We start from the raw sequence: 19,007 nt of genomic DNA, 5'->3' as shown, positions 1-19,007 counted from the left end.
AAATATGGTCAAACTGCAGATCCATAGAATGAAAATAGCCGGGAGGAAATGGACATGACAAAAAAAAGAATATATTTGAACGCTTTTGATATGAATTGCGCAGGACATCAATCTCCGGGTCTATGGTCACATCCGAAGGACAAATCATCAACCTATAAAGATGCGGAATATTGGACCCATTTAGCCAAGGTTTTGGAAAGGGGACGATTTGACGCCATCTTTCTTGCCGATGTGTTAGGCACCTATGATGTTTACCGGGGGTCGCGTGACCCGGCGGTACGCCAGGGCGCACAGGTTCCCGTTAATGATCCGGCCTTTGTCGTGCCTATCATGGCCCAAGTGACAAAACATTTAGGTTTTGGACTTACGGCCTCCACAAGCTATGAGCATCCTTACATTTTTGCAAGGCGTATGTCTACGCTGGATCATCTGACCAAAGGGCGTATCGGCTGGAATATCGTTACTTCTTATTTGAACAGTGCTGCGGTTAATATTGGGCTGGATCAACAAATCAACCATGATGAACGCTATGAAATTGCTGATGAATATATGGAGGTTGTTTATAAACTTTGGGAAGGCAGCTGGGAGGACGATGCTGTCGTATTGGATAAAGAACAAAAGCTTTATACCGATCCCGGGAAAGTACACGATATTCGACATGAAGGAAAATATTATAAGGTGCCCGGAGCACACTTATGCGAACCTTCACCACAAAGGACACCGGTCATTTTTCAAGCGGGTGCTTCCAAAAGAGGCCGCCAATTTGCAGCTAAACATGCCGAACTTGTGTTTATTAGCGTTCCAACCGAACAAATCGGCAAAACATTTGTGCAGGCATTGCGTGAAGAGACCAAAAAGGCCGGCCGCAATCCGGAGGAAATCAAGATTCTTTCCTTATTTACCCCCATTGTTGGACGTACACAAGAAGAAGCGGAAGCGAAGTTCCGTGAGTATCAAAGCTATGTCAGTTATGAAGGCAGCCTGGCGTTATTCGGAGGGTGGACCGGTGTAGACTTTGCCGGATACGCCCCGGATGACAAAATTCAATATGTAAAAAATGATGCGATTCATTCTGCGATTGAAACATTTACGAAAATCGACCCAAACAAGCAATGGACCATAGGAGAGGTTGCCGACTTCGTAGGGGTCGGGGGAATGGGCCTGGTAGGCGTAGGCACACCGGAAAGAATTGCTGACATCATGGAACAATGGATAGATGAAACGGGAGTTGACGGCTTTAATATCGCTTATGCGGTAACGCCCGGTACATTTGAAGACTTTGTGGATCATGTGATTCCGGTCTTACAATCGCGGGGTCTTGTCCGTAAAGATTATGAGGAAGGTACTTTCCGGAAAAACTTATTCGGCTATGACCAATTACCGGACCACCACCCGGGACGCCAATATCGAAATCGTTTTTCCTTACAATTCTAGAAGGGAAATAACTCATGAAAAAGAAAATGCACTTGCTCCAGTATATGATGCCGCCTGTCACTCATCACAGCAGCGCAACGTGGAAACATCCGCGGAATATGACGATGACGAATGCTTTTCAATGGAATCGTCCGGAGATTTGGCAGGAGATTGCCCGCATCGCCGAAAGAGGCAAATTCGATGCCGTATTTTTTGCCGATACGGAAGGCATTTATTCCGAGTATGAGAACAGCTACAAAAGTGCCGTGCGCTACGCTTCGCAAGTGCCGTGCTATGAACCGTCGGTCTTGATGTCATTTATGGGTGCGGTCACCCAACATATTGGCCTGACCATGACGTTCTCGGTGGCGGGTTATCCGCCATACATTCTTGCGCGAAAACTGGCCACGCTGGATCACCTGTCACGCGGACGTGTCGGCTGGAATGTCGTCACCGCTTTTCATAAGAATGCATCCGAAAACCTTGGGTTGAATGTCGAACAATACCATTTATCCCACGATCAGCGCTATGATCGGGTGGATGAGTATATGGAGGTATGTTACAAGTTATGGGAAAGCTGGGAGCCGGATGCGATCGTGATGGATGCAGAAAATAACATCTTTGCCGATCCGGAAAAAGTGCATCCGATTCACCACGAAGGGAAATGGTTTAGGTGCAAAGGCCCGCTGAATATTGATCGTTCCCCGCAAGGGCGCCCCGTCATCCTTCAGGCGGGTCAATCGACACGCGGGACCAAGCACGCTGAGCTTATTTTTACCCTTCAGCCCGATCGCGAAGCCATGAAGGTTTATTATCATCGTTTAAAAGAAGAGGCAGTGAAAGTTGGGCGCGACCCGGATGATGTCAGGGTTTGTTTTGGATTGCAAGTGTTTGTTGGAGAGACGGAGGACATCGCCCGTGCCAAAGCCGCACTCCACAATGCTCTCGTTCCGGCCGAAGCGGGGGTAACGATCTTGTCCGGACACTTGGGCTACGATTTATCCAAACACGGTCTTGACGAATTCATTGCCGATTTAAAAGTGCCGGGGATTCAGGGAATGATTGACGCTTATAAACACAGCAGCTCTGCAAATGCAACCATTCGTGAGGCAGGGATGTTACACGGCCGAGGCGTCATGACTCCCCAGTTGGTTGGATCGCCGGAGCAAGTAGCCGATTGGATGGAAGAGACAATGAACGAAGTGGAAGGGGACGGCTTTCTCTTAAGCCCGGCCTATATGCCCGGTTCGTTGGAAGAGTTTGTGGAGCTGGTGGTGCCGATTTTACAAAAACACGGGTTGGCAAGGACGGAATATGTTGAAAACGGAACATTGAGGGACAATCTGAGGACGCTTAACGCCAAAAGTACGGAGCAGGTACGGTTTGCCAGAGAAATTTTATAAAAGGAGGCTTGCAGCCTTATGTCGGGAATTATTTCTGAAAATAAAAACAATGCCGCGTTGATACTCGATGAAGTACGTGAAAACATTCGTAAAATTGTGGAACAAGTGATCCGCCCCAATGCAGATCGTATTGATAGAAATAAAGAATTTCCAAGTGAAAATATTGCCGCTCTTGCGAAGGAGGGATTTAACGGCATTTTACTGCCGGAAAAATTGGGGGGATGGGGATTAAACTATTCGGCCTTTGGGATTGCTGTACAGGAAATTGCGAAGGCATGCCCCTCCACCGCATTAATCTACACCATGCATGTTGAGGCAGCCCGTACGATATACGCCCACGGAAATGAGGAGCAGTGGGAACGTTGGTTGAAACCTGTCCGCAGCGGAAAGTTCGGAACGACTTCGACCAGCGAAGGAGCGACCGGAGGCCATTACTGGTACAACCTGAGTGAAGCCGCAAGAAAGGATAACGGTTATATTATTAATTCACAAAAGTCTTTTACTACGAGCAGCGGATTTGCGGATTTTTATGTATTCCAGACGAAAACGCCAAATGCCAAATCGCCGGATGACATCACCTATTTTATCGTGGATGGCCATCAAGAAGGGATAGAACCCGGAGAATGGTCCGCAATGGGAGTGCGTGGAAATCACAGCTCTTCGCTTCGTCTTCGGGATGTTTATGTAGATGAAAAGGATCGTTTAGGCGAAGAAGGCGAGGGAAAGGAAATTGTTCAAAACGGTTATCGGGATTTTGGACGAAACACTCGCTTACGCCAAGCGGAAAGTCCATCAAGACGTGAATAAGGCATTAAGTGATTATCAAATTATTCGCAGTCAATTGGCAAAAGCGAAAATTTTAACGGCCGGCCTGCAGGCCTGGCAGAAAGATTTGGCTTTACAACTGGATGAATGGCTGGAAAGCGGAGAAAAATACGCTCCGGAAGAACTGAAAAGCAGTTTGCTTGAATTTAAAGTATTGGCTTCCGATGCAGCAAACGAGATTGCCCAAATTGGACTTGATGTAAGCGGAGGATTCGGCTACCGCGAAGGAACGCTGGAGAGGTTATACCGGGATGCCCGCGCAGGTATCGCCATGGGGCCGTCTAATCATATCGCGCGTGAAATGATCGGGAAAAAACTTGTAGGAATTACGGATGATCTATGGAACTAAAAGATGCACCATCCCGAAAAAAAGATTTACAAAAAATAACAGAAGTTTTTGGAGGAGAACATGAAAAGAATTTCGTTTTTTAGTTTAATCATTAGCTTGATGGTTCTGGTAAGCGGCTGCGGGCAGGCAGCCACTAATGCTGGTGAAGAAAAAGGGAATACATTAGTGATAGCAACGAATCCTTCGTTTAATGGTTTTCCGGAAATACTCGAATATATACAACCCAAGTTGAAAGAGCAAGGTATCGATTTAAAAATCCAATTTGTAAATGACATTATTCAGCCGAATGAACTCGTGAATGATAAAAGTGTGGATGCCAACGCTTTTCAGCATATTCCTTACATGGAATCCTACAACAAACAACACGGGACTCAATTGGTTGCAGCAATTTATTGTGTTGGCTTGGCCTTCCGGACTTTATTCTAACCGTTATAAAAACATAAACGATATTCCCGACGGGGCAACAATCAGTATACCGCAAGACCCTTCCAATAACGGAAGAGCGCTTGATTTCCTGGCACAACATGGATTCATCAAATTAAAAGAAGGGGTAGGATTATCGGCTACCAAAAAAGATATCATTGAAAACAAGAGAAATTTCAAAATTGTGGAACTGGATCAAGGGATGTCGGCCAAATCTCTGGATGATGTAGATCTGGCGTTTATATTAGGCGGTTATCAAACCGCTGTGGGGCTTCATTTAAAAGATGCGCTACTGGCGGAAGATTCGACATCTGAATTTATTGGCGTTATTACTACCAGAGCCGATAACCAAAATGACGAAAAAATTGAAAAATTAAAAACCGTCCTGCATTCACCGGATGTTAAAAAATTTATTGAGACAACATTTGAGGGGGATATTATTCCTGTATTTGAATAAAGGAGGTCGGTCATGAAATGATACAATTAAAAAACATAAAGAAAATATATAAAGTTAAAAAGGGCGTAACCTTTGAAGCGATTAAATCCGTATCGTTGAATGTAGAAAAAGGGGATATCTATGGGATTATCGGTTTCAGCGGGGCGGGAAAGTCGACTCTGCTCCGTACCATTAACCTTCTTGAAAAACCCGATGAAGGAGAGGTTCTCATCGAAGGAAAAAATATCATGACTTTAAAAAAGAAAGAATTGCGGCATACAAGGCAATCGATTTCCATGATATTTCAACATTTCAACCTGATTCATAATAAAACCGTTTATGACAACGTATCTTTCCCATTAGAAATTGCCGGAATACCAGGAGTTAAACGTAAAAATATAATCGAAGAATGCCTTTCCATTGTTCAATTGGAGGATAAAGCAGATCAATATCCATCCAGCTTAAGCGGAGGTCAGAAACAAAGAGTTGCCATTGCGAGGGCCTTGGCAACGAATCCCAAAATTTTATTGTGCGATGAGCCTACATCCGCTTTAGATCCCCAGACAACGGAAAGCATTCTGGCTTTTCTGAAGAAAATTAATCAGGAGCTAAATATAACCATGGTGATCGTTACGCATGAGATGGATGTAGTGAGAAAAATTTGCAATAAAGTAGCCGTAATGGAAAAAGGGAGCATTTTGGAGGAATTTACTTTATCCGATCAGCAATATGATCCAAAGTCTGAAATTGCTAAATTAATTTTGAATAAGGGCAAAAGGATGAAATTAAATGCTTGACAACATCATACAACAACTCCCTGATATTATGGAAGCCGCCAAGGAAACGGCAATCATGGTAGGAATTTCGGTAGCGTCCGGTATCATATTTGGAATTCCCTTAGGAACCATTCTGTTTTTAACAAGAAAAGGGCAATTGCTGGAGCAATCCTATCTATTCAATCTTCTCAATTCATTCGTTAATTTAGTTAACGCATTTCCTTTATTAATTTTAATTGTAGCCGTGATTCCGTTTACTCGGCTGTTAGTAGGTACATCCGTCGGGACGGTCCCTGCTGCTGTACCGCTTTCGATCGCTATTATTCCATACTTCGCCAGATTAATAGAACAATCATTGGTGGAAGTAAACAAGGGGGTCATCGAAGCTTCTATTTCAATGGGAGCCAATATATTTCAAATTGTATGGAAAGTGATGTTTGTTGAAGCAAGATCAGGAATCGTGGTTAGCTTATCTAATATTATTATTCTTTTAATATCTTATTCTACCATAGCCGGTGTTGTTGGCGCGGGTGGACTCGGGGATTTTGCCGTTCGCAATGGTTATTACCGTTATCAACCGGATATTATGCTCGCTACCGTTTTTGTAATGATCGTTTTAGTTTGTGTGATTCAGATTAGCGGCAGTCGTTTAGCCAGATATTTGGATAAGCGATAAGAGTAAACGGAGTTATTTGCAAATAAAATTCCTACTTGACACATCGGAAATAAGGTATTAATATAAACCCCAGGACAATACAAATATAACATATAATACCAGATTATTGAAGGAGGCGTGAGGATGGGGAAACATATTTTAATGAATGCATTCGATATGAACTGTGCCATGCACAATTCTCACGGCCTGTGGAAGCATCCCGATAATCAAAGGCATCGTTACAAGGATCTGGAATATTGGGTGGACATCGCCCAACTGCTGGAAAGGGGGAAATTCGACGCTTTATTCCTGGCTGATGTTGCAGGCATCTACGATGTATATCGGCAAAGCGGTGCTCCGGCCATTCGCGACGGGGTGCAGGTTCCTTTGAACGATCCCGCTTTAATTGTGCCGGCAATGGCTTTGGTCACCAAGCACCTTTCCTTTGCGGTCACGGTAACGACCACCTACGAACACCCGTATGCCCATGCCAGAAGGTTCTCGACGCTCGATCATTTGACCCAAGGCCGGTTGGCATGGAATATTGTCACCTCTTATTTGCCTAATGCAGCCAAAAATTACGGCCTGGATGAAATGATTAAACACGATGAACGCTATGAGCTGGCGGACGAATTTCTGCAAGTTGTCTACAAGCTGTGGGAAGGAAGCTGGGACGAGGATGCGGTAGTGCGTGATGTCGACCGCAATATATATACGGACCCGAACAAAGTCCGTAAAATTCATCATGCAGGGACCTATTTTAAAGTACCCGGGCCCCATCTAAGCGAACCGTCGCCGCAGCGCACGCCTGTGATTTACCAGGCCGGCAGCTCGGAGCGGGGAAGAGCTTTTGCGGCAAAGCACGCGGAATGCGTATTTGTCGGCGGACAGACGCCGGAGGCTTTGAGGTTTTATGTGGAGGACATACGCAATCAGGCCGAGAAGCTGGGCCGGGATCCGCAAAGCATCAAAATGTTCACGGGATTGAATGTCATTGTAGCCGAAACGAAGGAAGAGGCACAACTAAAGTTCGAACAGTATGCATCACTGTGGAGTCGGGAGGCGGCTCTGGCGCAATTCGCCGGATCTAGCGGTTATGATTTGTCTGCGTACGATCCGGACTCGTATCTGGAATACAAAAATACGAATCATGGACAGACAAGAGCGGCCCAATTCACGACTTTTGCTCCCAAAAAGCTGACGGTCAAAGAAGTCATGGACAGGATCGGTACACTGGGCGGTCAAGGCTGGGTGTTCGCCGGAACACCTCAGGAGGTTGCTGACCATATGCAGGAGAAGATGGAGCTAACCGGCATCGACGGATTTAATCTAGCCCATCTCATCACACCGGGAAGCTTGCGTGAATTCATTGATTTGGTCGTACCCGAGCTGCAGAGACGTGGCATTTACAAGCTGGATTACGAAGAAGGGACACTGCGCGAAAAATTGTTCGGACAGGGAAACAAACGGCTCCCTGATCATCATCCTGCTGCGCAATACCGCAATAAAGATGCTTATCCCACCCCCATATTCAATGCCGACCAGTTCACTGGAGACATCCATCCTTAAAGTACATAAGGAACGGGATGTCTTTTCTTTTTCATACGAATGCATACGCAAAAAACAGGATAAGGAGTGTCATATGTCGTGAAAAGGGTCATTACATTGATCATGATATCCCTATTGCTTTCCCTGACTGCCGCCTGCGGGAATACGGCCGGGCCTGCATCATCGACAACAGGTTCGCAAACCGAAGCGGGAGCCGGGAAATCCGAGGACAAAGTCATTAAGCATATTATGAGCGATAGCGGGTTTAGTGGGGAAATCGCCGCAATTCTAAAGGAAGAATTGGCCAAAGACGGCTATATCCTTGAGCATGTGGTGGTCAACGATATTATTCAACCGAACAAAATGGTGAATGACGGTCAGGCCGACACAAACTTTTTCCAGCACGAGGCTTACTTTAATCAGTTTGTTGCCGATCATGGATTAAAAAATATTTCACGTGCGTTCTACACCATATTCACTCCTTCAGGGCTGTACTCGAAAAAATACAAGTCGTTTGATGAAGTGCCTGACGGTGCAACCATCGGCATACCGGTCGACCTGGCCAATAACGGACGCGCGTTGTTCATGCTGCGCGACCTGGGTCTGTTGAAGCTGAGGGATGGCGTGGAAGTCATCCATGCAAGCCTGAAGGACATCACCGACAATCCGCATAACTTTAAGTTCAAGGAAGTGGATCAGCTGATGCTGCAGCGTACGCTGGATGATGTGGATGTAGGATTCTTGTTTGCCGGTACGGCGGTTCAGATCGGTCTGAATCCCAAAAAGGATTCCTTGGCGGTCGAAACCGGAGAAGGATTGCCTTACAAATCGATTGTAGCGGTTCGTAACGACCTGATTGGCTCACCGAAGGTCAAGGCATTGCAGAAAGCCTTCCAAAGCAAGGCGGTTAAAGATTACTATACATCGAAATACGGGGACGCGATTCTATTTCTTGACGATTTGAATAAATAAGCTTAACCCGATCACGCGAAAGGAGAGGTAACCATGATCCATTTTCAAAATGTCGGCAAGACGTTCACGACTCCCACAGGTCCGCTTCAAGCGGTTTCCTCCGTATCCTTGAAGGTGGAGGAAAGAGATATTTATGGTCTGATCGGATTCAGCGGGGCAGGAAAATCTACGCTGCTTCGAATGATCAACTTGCTGGAAAGACCCGATGAGGGCTCTGTACTGGTGAATGGGGAAGATTTAACCCAGCTATCTCTCCGGGAACTGCGCAAGAGACGCCTTTCCATCGGCATGATCTTTCAGCATTTCAATTTGCTGAACAATCTGAATGTGTACGACAACGTTTCGTTCCCGCTGGAAATCGCCAAGGTGCCAACGGAGCAGCGCAAACAGCGCATTGAGGAATGCCTGGAGATGGTGGGTTTGTTGGATAAGGCCAAGACCTATCCGGCCAAATTAAGCGGGGGCAGAAGCAGCGGGTCGCTATTGCCCGGGCGCTGGCCAATAAACCGAAAATTTTGTTGTGTGACGAACCGACCTCTTCCGTCGATCCGCAAACGACGGGAAGTATTCTGGCGTCACTCAAGGAAATTAATGAGAAGCTTGGCATTACCATCGTCATCGTGACTCATGAAATGAACGTGGTCAAAGCCATATGCAACAAAGTAGCCGTCATGGAACATGGACGGGTGGTCGAGAAGTTTAATCTGCGCGAAAGCAACATCGCTCCCAAATCTCCGATCGCCCAGTACTTGTTCAAGAATGAAATTTCCTTGGAAACGAGGGAAGCGGCCTATGCTTGATAACGTTATTTATGCTTGGCCGGAGCTTCTGAAGGCGATCGGAGAAACGTTCTATATGCTTGTTTTGACCATTCCGATTGCGGTTGCTATCGGTACGCCGCTTGGCACGGTGCTGTTTCTTACCCGACCGGGATCGTTTTTGAAGGCTCCGCGGTTTTATGTGATCTTAAACGGCATTGTCAATCTAATCCGTTCCTTTCCATTCCTTATTCTGATGATCGCCATCATCCCGTTTACAAGACTGATCGTCGGCACCGCGCTTGGCACGACGGCGGCTACCGTGCCGATGATCATCAATGCGGTTCCTTATTTTGCGCGGTTTATTGAACAAATCCTGCTTGAAGTCAACCGCGGAGTGGTGGAGGCCGCCGAGTCGATGGGGGCCAATAAGTTCCAGATCGTCTGGAAGGTCCTGTATACGGAGGCCCGTTCGGGCATTGCCAATTCGATTACGATTGTAACGGTCAGCTTTCTGTCCTATTCCACTGTGGCCGGTCTGGTGGGCGGGGGCGGTATCGGCGATTTTGCCATCCGCTACGGATATTATCGTTATCAGACCGACGTCATGTTCGTCACGATCATCATTATGGTGCTGTTTGTGCAAATCTTTCAATTTACGGGTAACCTGATTGTACGCAAATTGGATAAACGGCTGTAAGGAGAGTGTGTACGATGCCCAAAAAAATGCATTTGAACGCCTTCGAAATGAACTGCGTCGGTCATCTGGCACACGGCTTATGGCGTCATCCGGATAACACCCGGCACCGGTACACGGATATAACTTATTGGACGGAGCTGGCTCAGCTGCTTGAACGGGGCAAGTTTGATGCATTGTTTCTTGCGGATGTGGTCGGCGTTTACGACGTATATAAGCAGGGAGACGAAACGGCGCTGCGCGAATCCGTGCAAATTCCTTGCAACGATCCGTTCTTCGTCGTCCCGCCCATGGCGCTCGTGACCAAGCATTTGGGCTTTGCCGTTACTTCCTCTACCACCTATGAGCATCCGTTTGGTCATGCACGGCGAATGTCTACGCTGGATCACTTGACCAAGGGACGAATCGCGTGGAATGTGGTCACCTCGTACTTGCCCAGTGCCGCCAGAAATTTTGGGCTGGAGCATATGGTGCGTCATGACGAGCGGTACGAAATCGCAGAAGAGTATATGGATGTGAGTTATAAGCTGTGGGAAGGCAGTTGGGAGGACGATGCCGTGATCCGGGATGTGCAAAAGCAGATCTACACGGATCCTGATAAAGTTCACTTCATTCATCATGAGGGAAAATATTTCAAGGTTCCGGGCCCCCATTTAAGCCAGCCGTCCCTTCAGCGAACGCCGGTCATCTATCAGGCCGGCACCTCGGCCCGTGGCCGGGCCTTCGCCGCAAAGCATGCGGAAGCGGTGTTCCTGGGAGGAGGGACGGTCGACAGGCTGCGGCAGTATGGCGAGGATATCCGTCGGCAGGCCCGCGCGTTCGGCCGCAATCCTGAACATATCAAGCTGTTTGCCGGGGTTGCGACGATTGTCGGCCGGACGAAGGAAGAAGCGCAGCGGAAATATGAGGAATACGCCCGATTATACAGTGTAGAGGGCGTGCTTGCCCATTACGGAGGGGGAAGCGGCTACGATTTGTCCGCATATGATCCGGAGGACGATCTGGAGTATGTGGAGACCGATCACGGACAGACTTCGGCCGCCCAGTTCACGAAGCACAGTCCGAAGAAATTGAAGGTCCGCGAAGTGGTGAAAACTCTTGGCACGATAGGCGGCCGGGGCTTGTTCGTTGTCGGTACGGCCGAGGAGGTAGCTGATCGTTTGCAGTATTGGGTGGAGGAGGCCGGCATCGACGGCTTCAACGTATCCCAGTTCCTTTCTCCCGGCACGCTGCAGGATTTTGTGGAGTTGGTCGTCCCCGAGCTTCAAAAACGCAAGCTGTTCAGGGAAAACTATGAAGAAACGACTCTTCGTGAGCGGTTGTTTGGAAAAGGGACGGTTCAGCTCCCGGAAGGGCATCCGGGTTCCGTATACCGCCGGACAACAACAACGTCTTTGACTTAAGGGGGCCGTATGCCAAATGTCCATTCAACTTCATACGCAGGCGAAATTGAATGATCCGATACCCGGCGCGCTGGGACTGGCGTGGCAGATCGGGGAGCTCCAGGTCGATTTTAGACGCCGGGGCATCCTGTTAACCTACGCGCCTGAACGCGGTGAGCTCACGGTTGGGGATCATTCGGAGGAAGCATTCTCCATTCGATACGAAAATGCATTCTCGGCGATCGGCTCCATTTTGCAGGAAGACGACCGTACCATCGCGGGTATTTCCATACAAGACCGGCGTGATTATATTCTGGTTTTTCCCGATTCCAAACGGCGCAAGCTTGAAGATCTTCGAGGGGCCGTGATCGGAGTTCCTTATGCGCAGGAAACCTTCGATGAGCTGTGGAGGGCGGCCGCGATGCATGATCTGGAATCTGCCCTGTACGGTGCCGGAATAGCCCGGAACGATGTGTCCTTAAAGGATCTGGGAACGGATACGGGAAAGGCTGCAGACCGGGGTGCCGTCACACGGCGCGTCATGGAGGCGCTGCTCCGCGGGGAGGCGGATGCCGTCCTGGTAAGCGGCATTTCGGGATTCGCGCTTCAGAATTGGCTTGGGGCACGACCTTTAGAAGGGTTTCATCGAGGTGCGGATCAATGGGAAGGATTCCTCTCTGCGGCCAAGGTGCAGGTCTTGACGATACCTGCCGGTTTGTCCGCCGAACAGCAGGCGGCCGCGGACCGGGTATTGGCTCATGCCATTGCGGCTTCTCAGTGGGCTATCGGGCACAGGGCCGAGGCCAACCGGTTGATCGCCAGAGAAATGGGTATACCGGAGACAGCCGTAGAAGTTGCGTATTCCGCGAACCTGCACGCACAGCTCGATTTGGAGCCTACAACCGAGAAGCTGGAAGCGCTGGAGCGGTATAAACAATTTTTGTTTTCGCGCCGGTTTCTCGCCCGGAATGCGGGGGTGAAGGATGCGTTGGACGCGCAGCGGTTTCATGCAGCGCGTTTACTCATCGAGTCGGGACAGATTGAACTGCCCGGTATGGAGCCGGTATCGCCTTATGCGCTGGCCGATGTTCCCCGCAGCTTCTTCACCGACCGGCCACCGGCTCATATTCTCTCCGGTGACAAGGAGGCCCTCGAAGCCGCCAAATCGTATGCGGCATGGATCAAGGACGGCGAATCCGACCGTGACCGCTACAGGCAGCTGCCCTTTGAGCAGTTGAAGCAGCTTGCCGCAAGCGGGCTACTGGGGCTAATGGTGCCTAAAGCGTACGGTGGTCCCGGTATATCCGTCTTCACGCTGACCGAGATATTCAAAATCATTTCCGCAGCGGACGGATCTTTAGGACAAATTCCGCAAAACCATCATTTTTTCGTAAAGACAGTGGAGCTGGTCGGAACAGAGGAGCAGAAGGCGTTTTTCTTCAGCGAAGTGTTAAAGGGGGCGCAGTTTGGAAACGCGCTTGCCGAGCGGGGCTTGAAGAGCTATAACGAAATGTCGACCAGGTTAAAAAGCGATGGAAAAGGAGGATACCGTTTATCCGGAACGAAGTATTATGCCACAGGCGCGCTGTACTCCCACTGGATACCCGTCTCCGCATTGGACGAATCGAATAAACGGATTACGGCCATGGTCCCCCGTCATGCAGAAGGCGTCACCGTAATTGATGACTGGAGCGGAGTCGGCCAGCGCACGACGGCAAGCGGAAGCGTCATTCTTCGCGATGTGGAGGTGCCCCAAGCTCATATTTTGCCGCATTGGAAAATTTTCGAGCCGCCACAAATTTTCGCGGCATTCGGGCAAATCATGCATGCCGCCATCGACGTCGGCATCGCGCAGGCGGCGCTGGCGGACGCCGCCTGGTTCGTCAGGGAAAAGACCCGGCCCCCGCTGAAGAGCGGACTGGAGCGAGCCTCGGATGATCCCGATCAAATCCGCAGGTTCGGAGAGCTTGGCATACGTCTGCATGCGGCGGAGGCTCTCCTGGAGAAAGCCGCCCGATTGATCGATGAGGCGGAGCAGGAGCTGAACGCCGAAAGTGCGGGCCGGGCCACGTTGGCGGTGGACTCCGCCAAATATTTTGCAACGGAAGTTGCCATTGAGGTGACGAACGCTTTGTTTGAAGTTGCCGGATCCGCATCGATGGATCAAAAGTACAATCTGGACCGGCATTGGAGAAATGTACGCATCCACACGCTTCATGATCCGGCCCGCCTCAAGCTTCACCACACGGGCAGCTGGTTTCTGAACGGCATTTATCATGAATATAAAATATGATGACGGAACAGGGATATCCCACACCATTTTGAGGAGGTTATATGTATGTCAGAAGAAAGACAGCTTCAGCCGGAAACGTTAGCCGTTCATGGGGGACAGCAGGTTGACCCTGCTACACTGTCGCGTGCGGTACCCATTTACCAGACCACATCTTACGTTTTTAAAGATACGGATCATGCGGCAAGCCTGTTCGGCTTGCAGGAGACGGGCAATATTTATACGCGCGTGACCAATCCCACCACCGATGTGTTCGAACAGCGGATTGCTCTGCTGGAAGGCGGGGCCGGAGCGCTGGGCGTCGCATCCGGTCAGGCCGCCATCACGTATTCGATTTTGAATATCGCTTCTGCCGGAGATGAGATCGTTTCGGCGTCAAGCTTGTACGGCGGAACGTATAATTTGTTCTCGACGACATTGCCTAAGCTGGGCATTCAGGTGAAATTCGTCGACCCGAGCAATACGGAGAATTTCCGAAGCGCGATTACCGATAAAACAAAGGCTATCTTCGCGGAAACGATCGGCAATCCCAAGGGGGATGTGCTGGATATCGAAGCGGTTGCGGCCATTGCGCATGAGCACGGCATACCGCTGATTGTGGATAATACCTTCCCAAGCCCTTATTTGCTGCGCCCCATCGATTTCGGCGCGGACATTGTTGTGCATTCGGCAACCAAATTTATCGGGGGCCACGGCAACTCCATCGGAGGGGTCATCGTGGATTCCGGCCGATTCGATTGGGCAGCCAGCGGCAAGTTCCCGGGACTGACGGAGCCGGATTCGAGCTACAACGGTCTCGTGTATACGGAAGCGGCCGGTCCGCTAGCTTATATTATTAAAGCGCGCGTCCAATTGCTGCGGGATCTTGGCGCCGCACTGTCTCCGTTCAACTCGTTCCTGCTGCTGCAGGGCACGGAAACGCTGCATCTCCGTCTGGAGCGGCACAGCCAGAACGCCCTTGCCGTCGCCCGATTCCTTGAAAACCACGAATCCGTCGAGTGGGTAACCTATCCCGGACTCGAGAGCCACGCTTCCTATGCACTGGCGCAAAAATATTTGCCTAAAGGTCAAGGGGCCATCTTGAGCTTTGGCATTAAAGGCGGGGTTGAGGCCGGCAAAAAGCTGATTCATGCGGTGCAGCTGTTCTCCCATTTAGCCAATGTGGGAGATTCCAAGTCGTTAATTATTCATCCGGCCAGCACGACGCATCAGCAGCTTAATGAAGCGGAACAGCTGGCAACCGGGGTTACGCCGGGACTCATCCGGCTGTCCGTTGGGACGGAAGCCATTGACGATATTCTGTATGATCTGGAGCAGGCATTGCGAATTAGCCAATCTTGACCGGGATGACGAGGTGGTTTCATGTTTACGAAAGTGACTTATCCGGATACGCGAGAGGAAAGCTATGCCTTGCTGCTGCGCCAGCTGAAAGAGCTTGTGGAAGGAGAGCCTAACCGTATTGCCAATCTGGCTAATGCGGCGGCTCTGCTCCGCCAGTTTCTGGACGATATCAATTGGGTCGGCTTTTATTTGCTGGAAGACGGCGAATTGGTGCTCGGCCCTTTTCAGGGATTGCCCGCATGCGTTCGCATTCCCGTCGGCAAGGGCGTTTGCGGAACCGCAGTAAGCCTTGAGGAGACCGTTGTCGTCGATGACGTTCATCAATTTCCGGGGCACATCGCTTGTGACAGCGCTTCGAATTCGGAAATTGTCGTTCCTTTGCTGAGCGGCGGGCAAATCATTGGGGTACTTGATATTGACAGTCCGCGTTTTGGACGGTTCGATTCCACAGATCGTCACTATTTAACTGCATTTTGCGATGTATTAGGCACTTACTTGTAGAAAAAAAGGAGAACCGTCATCAATGCTTTCACGGGGAAAAAGGTTTATAGACAGTTTACAAGACAACCGGAACGTATGGCTGGAAGGAAAAAAGGTTGATAAGCTGCACGAGCATCCGGCCTTTAACGGAACATTAAAGATCATCAGCGGGTTATTCGATTTATTGGATGACCCTCGTACACGCAATGAAATCGGTTTTCCGGTGAATGAGACGGGAAAATATGCGCACAGCTCGTTTCTTGTGCCTTATACGCTGCAGGACTTATCCTCACGCAGCAGGGCCTTCTATTACTGGGCCCGGGAAACGCATGGCGTCATGAGCCGACTCTCCGATTATGCCCGTTCCATGGTCACCGGATGGTACGGGAGCCGGGAGCGATTGTCGCGGCTCGACAACCGGTTTGCGGACAAAATCTCTGCATACTATCAAACGGCGCGGGACCGCGATCTGTTTTTGACCACGTCGCTGCTCGATCCGTAAATCGACCGATCCAAAGGGCTGAATGACAAAAAAATTGCCGAGCGCTACCTGCATGTGGTGAAGGAAACGAGCGAAGGCATCGTCCTGCGCGGTGCAAAAATGATTGCGACCGGAGCGCCCTATACCCATGATTTTCTGATCTTCTCCTTTCACCGGCTGATGAATGATTACGGCAAGCACGCTCATGCTTTGATCGTGCCGGCGGATTCTGCCGGTCTGCATATCGTATGCCGCGAATCGTTCGCGGATCCAAGGGAAAAGGAACATATCCTCAGCTCCAGGTATGACGAAATGGACGCCGTCCTGCTGTTTGACGATGTGCTCGTTCCTTGGGAGAGGGTTCTTCTGTATGGAGATGCCGAGGCGGTCTGGGAGCTGCGTACGAATAAGACGGCCAATGCGCTTGCGTTCCATCAAACGGTCGTCAGGTTTGCGGCCAAACTGGAATTTGTGACGGGCGTCGCCTTTGCGATGGCGGAAACCATTGGCGTGAACGGGTTTTTGCACATTCAGGAGAAACTGGGAGAGCTTTTGACCCAGATCGATACGATCAAGGCGCTGTTAATTGCCTCGGAAATACAGGCCCAGCCCGATGAAGCGGGAATTCTGGTGCCGAAGTCCACGTATCTGGATACGGCAAGAAGTCTTGGCACGAGGTTTTACCCCCGGGTCATCGATATTTTGCAGCAAATCGGCGGCGGGGGATTCGTACAGACGCCATCCTCGCTTGCTGAATTTCAAGGGCCTATTGCCCACCTGCTGGATTTGTATTTTGAAGGCGCTACAGTGGGCGCGGAGAAGAAAGTGCAGTTGTTCAAACTGGCGTGGGATTTGATTGGCAGTCCGCTTGGCGCCAGGCACGAGCTGTATGAGCGGTTTTATGCCGGCGACCCGGTTCGCGCGTTTGCCGGGCAGTATTTGAGTGCGGATAAAACTTTACTGACAGATCCGGTTTGGAAGCTGCTGAAGGATGTCCACGATTGATGATCGGGCGTTTCTGAACGGCAGTTAGAATCAACGCAGTATGGCAATTCAACGAATAAGTCAACACCGACGACCCGTTATCCTTCTTTTGCAGAGGATTGCGTGGTCTTTTTTTGTTTTTACAATTGATTTAAAGTTGCAATAAAGGGAAAAAAAATAAAAGAATCATCATTTTTACCAATAGTTTTTTCCATTGTTGAAAAAAGTTGAATACTAAAGACGAACGTTTTTTCGCCTGATCGATACATCCTGAATTATAAATAGGAAGAAATAATTTGCGAATAGGCTAATGCACAGACGCTTGCAATCACGGGCCTGGAAAATCTGTCATGCAAAAGATCCTTCCGGTTTTGTCCACTTGATATTTTTTTGGAAAAAAGACGGATTTTATCGCGTTTTTTAAATCAAATTCATACGATAGGATTAAAAAATCGGGCTCCTTTCGTTGAAAAAAAGGATTGACACCCATTTACACGGGTGCTAATATACTTCCTATAATTGAGTAAGTTTATCGGAATTATAAGTTAAAAACCGGAACGGTAAAGCACTTCTATCCATTTTGGCATAAGCTTCCGGATTTTTCAATGATCATCTCAGTATAAGCAATACTTATAAAACAGGAGGGGTTTCCTTATGAGTAATTCGAGAAAAAATGGTGTGATCCGGTCTTTCGGCAAATTTTCCATGATTAGCGTATTAGCCTTATCCTTAGTAGGACTTACGGCATGCGGAAGCACCGGCTCTACCAATAACGGGGCAAGCGGCGGTACGGCCCCGGCAGGCGGAGAAAACAAACCCGAGGCTTCTGCCAAACCTCCGGTCGAGCTGCTGAACGTATCTTACGATCCTACGCGCGAGCTGTATCAGGAATATAACAAAGCCTTCGCCAAGCATTGGAAGGATACAACCAATCAAACGGTTACCTTTAAACAATCGCATGGCGGCTCCGGCAAACAAGGCCGGTCGGTCATCGACGGTTTGGAAGCCGATGTCGTAACCTTGGCGCTGGCTTATGATATTGATGCGATTCAACAAAAAGGACTCATCCAAGAAGGCTGGCAGAGCAAGCTGGAAAACAACAGTTCACCCTACACTTCCACCATTGTATTTCTTGTGAAAAAGGGTAACCCTAAAGGAATTAAGGACTGGGACGATCTGATTAAGCCCGGCGTGCAGGTCATCACGCCGAATCCGAAAACGTCAGGAGGCGCGCGCTGGAACCATTTGGCCGCTTATGGATATGCCTACTATAAAAACAATAATGACGAAGCCAAAGCGAAAGAATTCATAGAGAAGCTGTATAAGAACGTTCCGGTGCTGGACTCCGGCGCACGGGATTCCACAACAACCTTTGTTCAGCGCGGAATCGGCGACGTACTGCTTGCCTGGGAGAACGAAGCCTTCCTTTCCATTAACGAGTTCGGTGAGGATAAATTCGAAATTGTAGTTCCATCCATGAGCATTCTGGCTGAACCGCCGGTAGCTGTAGTGGATAAAGTCGTCGATAAGAAAGGCACACGTGAAGTGGCACAAGCTTACTTGGAGTATTTGTATTCGGAAGAAGGGCAAAATATCGCGGCCAAAAACTATTATCGTCCACGTTTGGAGTCCGTAGCCAAACAATATGAAAACCAATTCCCGAAAATCAACCTGATTACGATTGATGACCCGCTCTTCGGGGGCTGGCAAAAAGCTCAAAAAACACATTTTGCCGATGGTGGTTTGTTTGACCAGATTTACAAACCGTAATGAAATAGGTGAATCCTGACGGAC

The 19,007-nt window shown here is 49.2% G+C and carries 16 protein-coding genes and 2 pseudogenes; all 18 read left to right on the top strand.

Annotated elements, in window-relative coordinates; all coding sequences use genetic code 11:
* Nucleotides 1-54 precede the first annotated feature (54 nt).
* The 18 genes and pseudogenes from EXW96_RS10525 to EXW96_RS10445 all read left to right on the top strand — a co-directional run bounded on the left by EXW96_RS10525 (nucleotide 55) and on the right by EXW96_RS10445 (nucleotide 18,983).
* Nucleotides 55-1,434, top strand: a complete 1,380-nt coding sequence (locus tag EXW96_RS10525) for an LLM class flavin-dependent oxidoreductase (RefSeq protein ID WP_062406621.1) — start codon at nucleotides 55-57, stop codon at nucleotides 1,432-1,434.
* A gap of 14 nt (nucleotides 1,435-1,448) precedes the next feature.
* On the top strand, nucleotides 1,449-2,816 hold the full coding sequence (locus EXW96_RS10520) for an LLM class flavin-dependent oxidoreductase (protein ID WP_074730194.1): 1,368 nt from the start codon (nucleotides 1,449-1,451) through the stop codon (nucleotides 2,814-2,816).
* An 18-nt stretch (nucleotides 2,817-2,834) separates the two neighbouring features.
* Nucleotides 2,835-3,623 (top strand): acyl-CoA dehydrogenase family protein, encoded by a 789-nt coding sequence (locus EXW96_RS10515; RefSeq protein WP_309225065.1) that lies wholly within the window; start codon nucleotides 2,835-2,837, stop codon nucleotides 3,621-3,623.
* Nucleotides 3,616-3,990, top strand: a complete 375-nt coding sequence (locus tag EXW96_RS28285; protein ID WP_309225064.1) for an acyl-CoA dehydrogenase family protein — start codon at nucleotides 3,616-3,618, stop codon at nucleotides 3,988-3,990. The genes EXW96_RS10515 and EXW96_RS28285 overlap by 8 nt, the downstream gene beginning before the upstream one ends.
* Nucleotides 3,991-4,050: 60 nt before the next feature.
* Nucleotides 4,051-4,416, top strand: a complete 366-nt coding sequence (locus tag EXW96_RS10510; RefSeq protein WP_083351432.1) for a MetQ/NlpA family ABC transporter substrate-binding protein — start codon at nucleotides 4,051-4,053, stop codon at nucleotides 4,414-4,416.
* Nucleotides 4,370-4,870 (top strand): MetQ/NlpA family ABC transporter substrate-binding protein, encoded by a 501-nt coding sequence (locus tag EXW96_RS10505; protein WP_174350517.1) that lies wholly within the window; start codon nucleotides 4,370-4,372, stop codon nucleotides 4,868-4,870. Before EXW96_RS10510 ends, EXW96_RS10505 begins: the two co-directional genes overlap by 47 nt.
* Nucleotides 4,871-4,887: 17 nt before the next feature.
* On the top strand, nucleotides 4,888-5,646 hold the full coding sequence (locus EXW96_RS10500) for a methionine ABC transporter ATP-binding protein (RefSeq protein ID WP_062406626.1): 759 nt from the start codon (nucleotides 4,888-4,890) through the stop codon (nucleotides 5,644-5,646).
* Nucleotides 5,639-6,301: a methionine ABC transporter permease gene (locus EXW96_RS10495; RefSeq protein ID WP_054820117.1), complete on the top strand. Its 663-nt coding sequence runs from the start codon at nucleotides 5,639-5,641 to the stop codon at nucleotides 6,299-6,301. Before EXW96_RS10500 ends, EXW96_RS10495 begins: the two co-directional genes overlap by 8 nt.
* A gap of 123 nt (nucleotides 6,302-6,424) precedes the next feature.
* On the top strand, nucleotides 6,425-7,849 hold the full coding sequence (locus EXW96_RS10490) for an LLM class flavin-dependent oxidoreductase (protein ID WP_074730025.1): 1,425 nt from the start codon (nucleotides 6,425-6,427) through the stop codon (nucleotides 7,847-7,849).
* Between the two features lie 78 nt (nucleotides 7,850-7,927).
* The gene (locus tag EXW96_RS10485) at nucleotides 7,928-8,800 is read left to right on the top strand and encodes a MetQ/NlpA family ABC transporter substrate-binding protein (RefSeq protein ID WP_074730026.1); all 873 of its coding nucleotides are present in this window, start codon (nucleotides 7,928-7,930) and stop codon (nucleotides 8,798-8,800) included.
* Nucleotides 8,801-8,833: 33 nt separating this feature from the next.
* A pseudogene (locus EXW96_RS10480) lies at nucleotides 8,834-9,600 on the top strand (methionine ABC transporter ATP-binding protein).
* Nucleotides 9,593-10,258, top strand: a complete 666-nt coding sequence (locus EXW96_RS10475; RefSeq protein WP_074730027.1) for a methionine ABC transporter permease — start codon at nucleotides 9,593-9,595, stop codon at nucleotides 10,256-10,258. The pseudogene EXW96_RS10480 and the gene EXW96_RS10475 overlap by 8 nt, the downstream one beginning before the upstream one ends.
* Nucleotides 10,259-10,272: 14 nt before the next feature.
* A complete protein-coding gene (locus EXW96_RS10470) occupies nucleotides 10,273-11,658 on the top strand; it encodes an LLM class flavin-dependent oxidoreductase (RefSeq protein WP_074730028.1) in 1,386 nt (461 codons plus the stop codon).
* A gap of 16 nt (nucleotides 11,659-11,674) precedes the next feature.
* Nucleotides 11,675-13,930 carry an SfnB family sulfur acquisition oxidoreductase gene (locus EXW96_RS26945; RefSeq protein WP_217437321.1) on the top strand — a complete coding sequence of 752 codons (2,256 nt, stop codon included), beginning with the start codon at nucleotides 11,675-11,677 and terminating at the stop codon, nucleotides 13,928-13,930.
* 45 nt (nucleotides 13,931-13,975) lie between these two features.
* Nucleotides 13,976-15,268 carry a homocysteine synthase gene (locus EXW96_RS10460; RefSeq protein ID WP_074730029.1) on the top strand — a complete coding sequence of 431 codons (1,293 nt, stop codon included), beginning with the start codon at nucleotides 13,976-13,978 and terminating at the stop codon, nucleotides 15,266-15,268.
* Between the two features lie 21 nt (nucleotides 15,269-15,289).
* Nucleotides 15,290-15,769, top strand: coding sequence for a GAF domain-containing protein (locus tag EXW96_RS10455; protein WP_074730030.1), 480 nt, complete (start codon nucleotides 15,290-15,292; stop codon nucleotides 15,767-15,769).
* A gap of 22 nt (nucleotides 15,770-15,791) precedes the next feature.
* Nucleotides 15,792-17,234: pseudogene (locus EXW96_RS10450) on the top strand (4-hydroxyphenylacetate 3-hydroxylase family protein).
* Between the two features lie 633 nt (nucleotides 17,235-17,867).
* The gene (locus EXW96_RS10445) at nucleotides 17,868-18,983 is read left to right on the top strand and encodes a sulfate ABC transporter substrate-binding protein (RefSeq protein WP_074730031.1); all 1,116 of its coding nucleotides are present in this window, start codon (nucleotides 17,868-17,870) and stop codon (nucleotides 18,981-18,983) included.
* Nucleotides 18,984-19,007 lie beyond the last annotated feature (24 nt).

This window comes from Paenibacillus sp. JMULE4 (assembly GCF_013337105.1).
Classification (GTDB): Bacteria; Bacillota; Bacilli; order Paenibacillales; family NBRC-103111; genus Paenibacillus_G; species Paenibacillus_G naphthalenovorans.
This window is presented reverse-complemented; position numbering and strand designations above follow the sequence as displayed.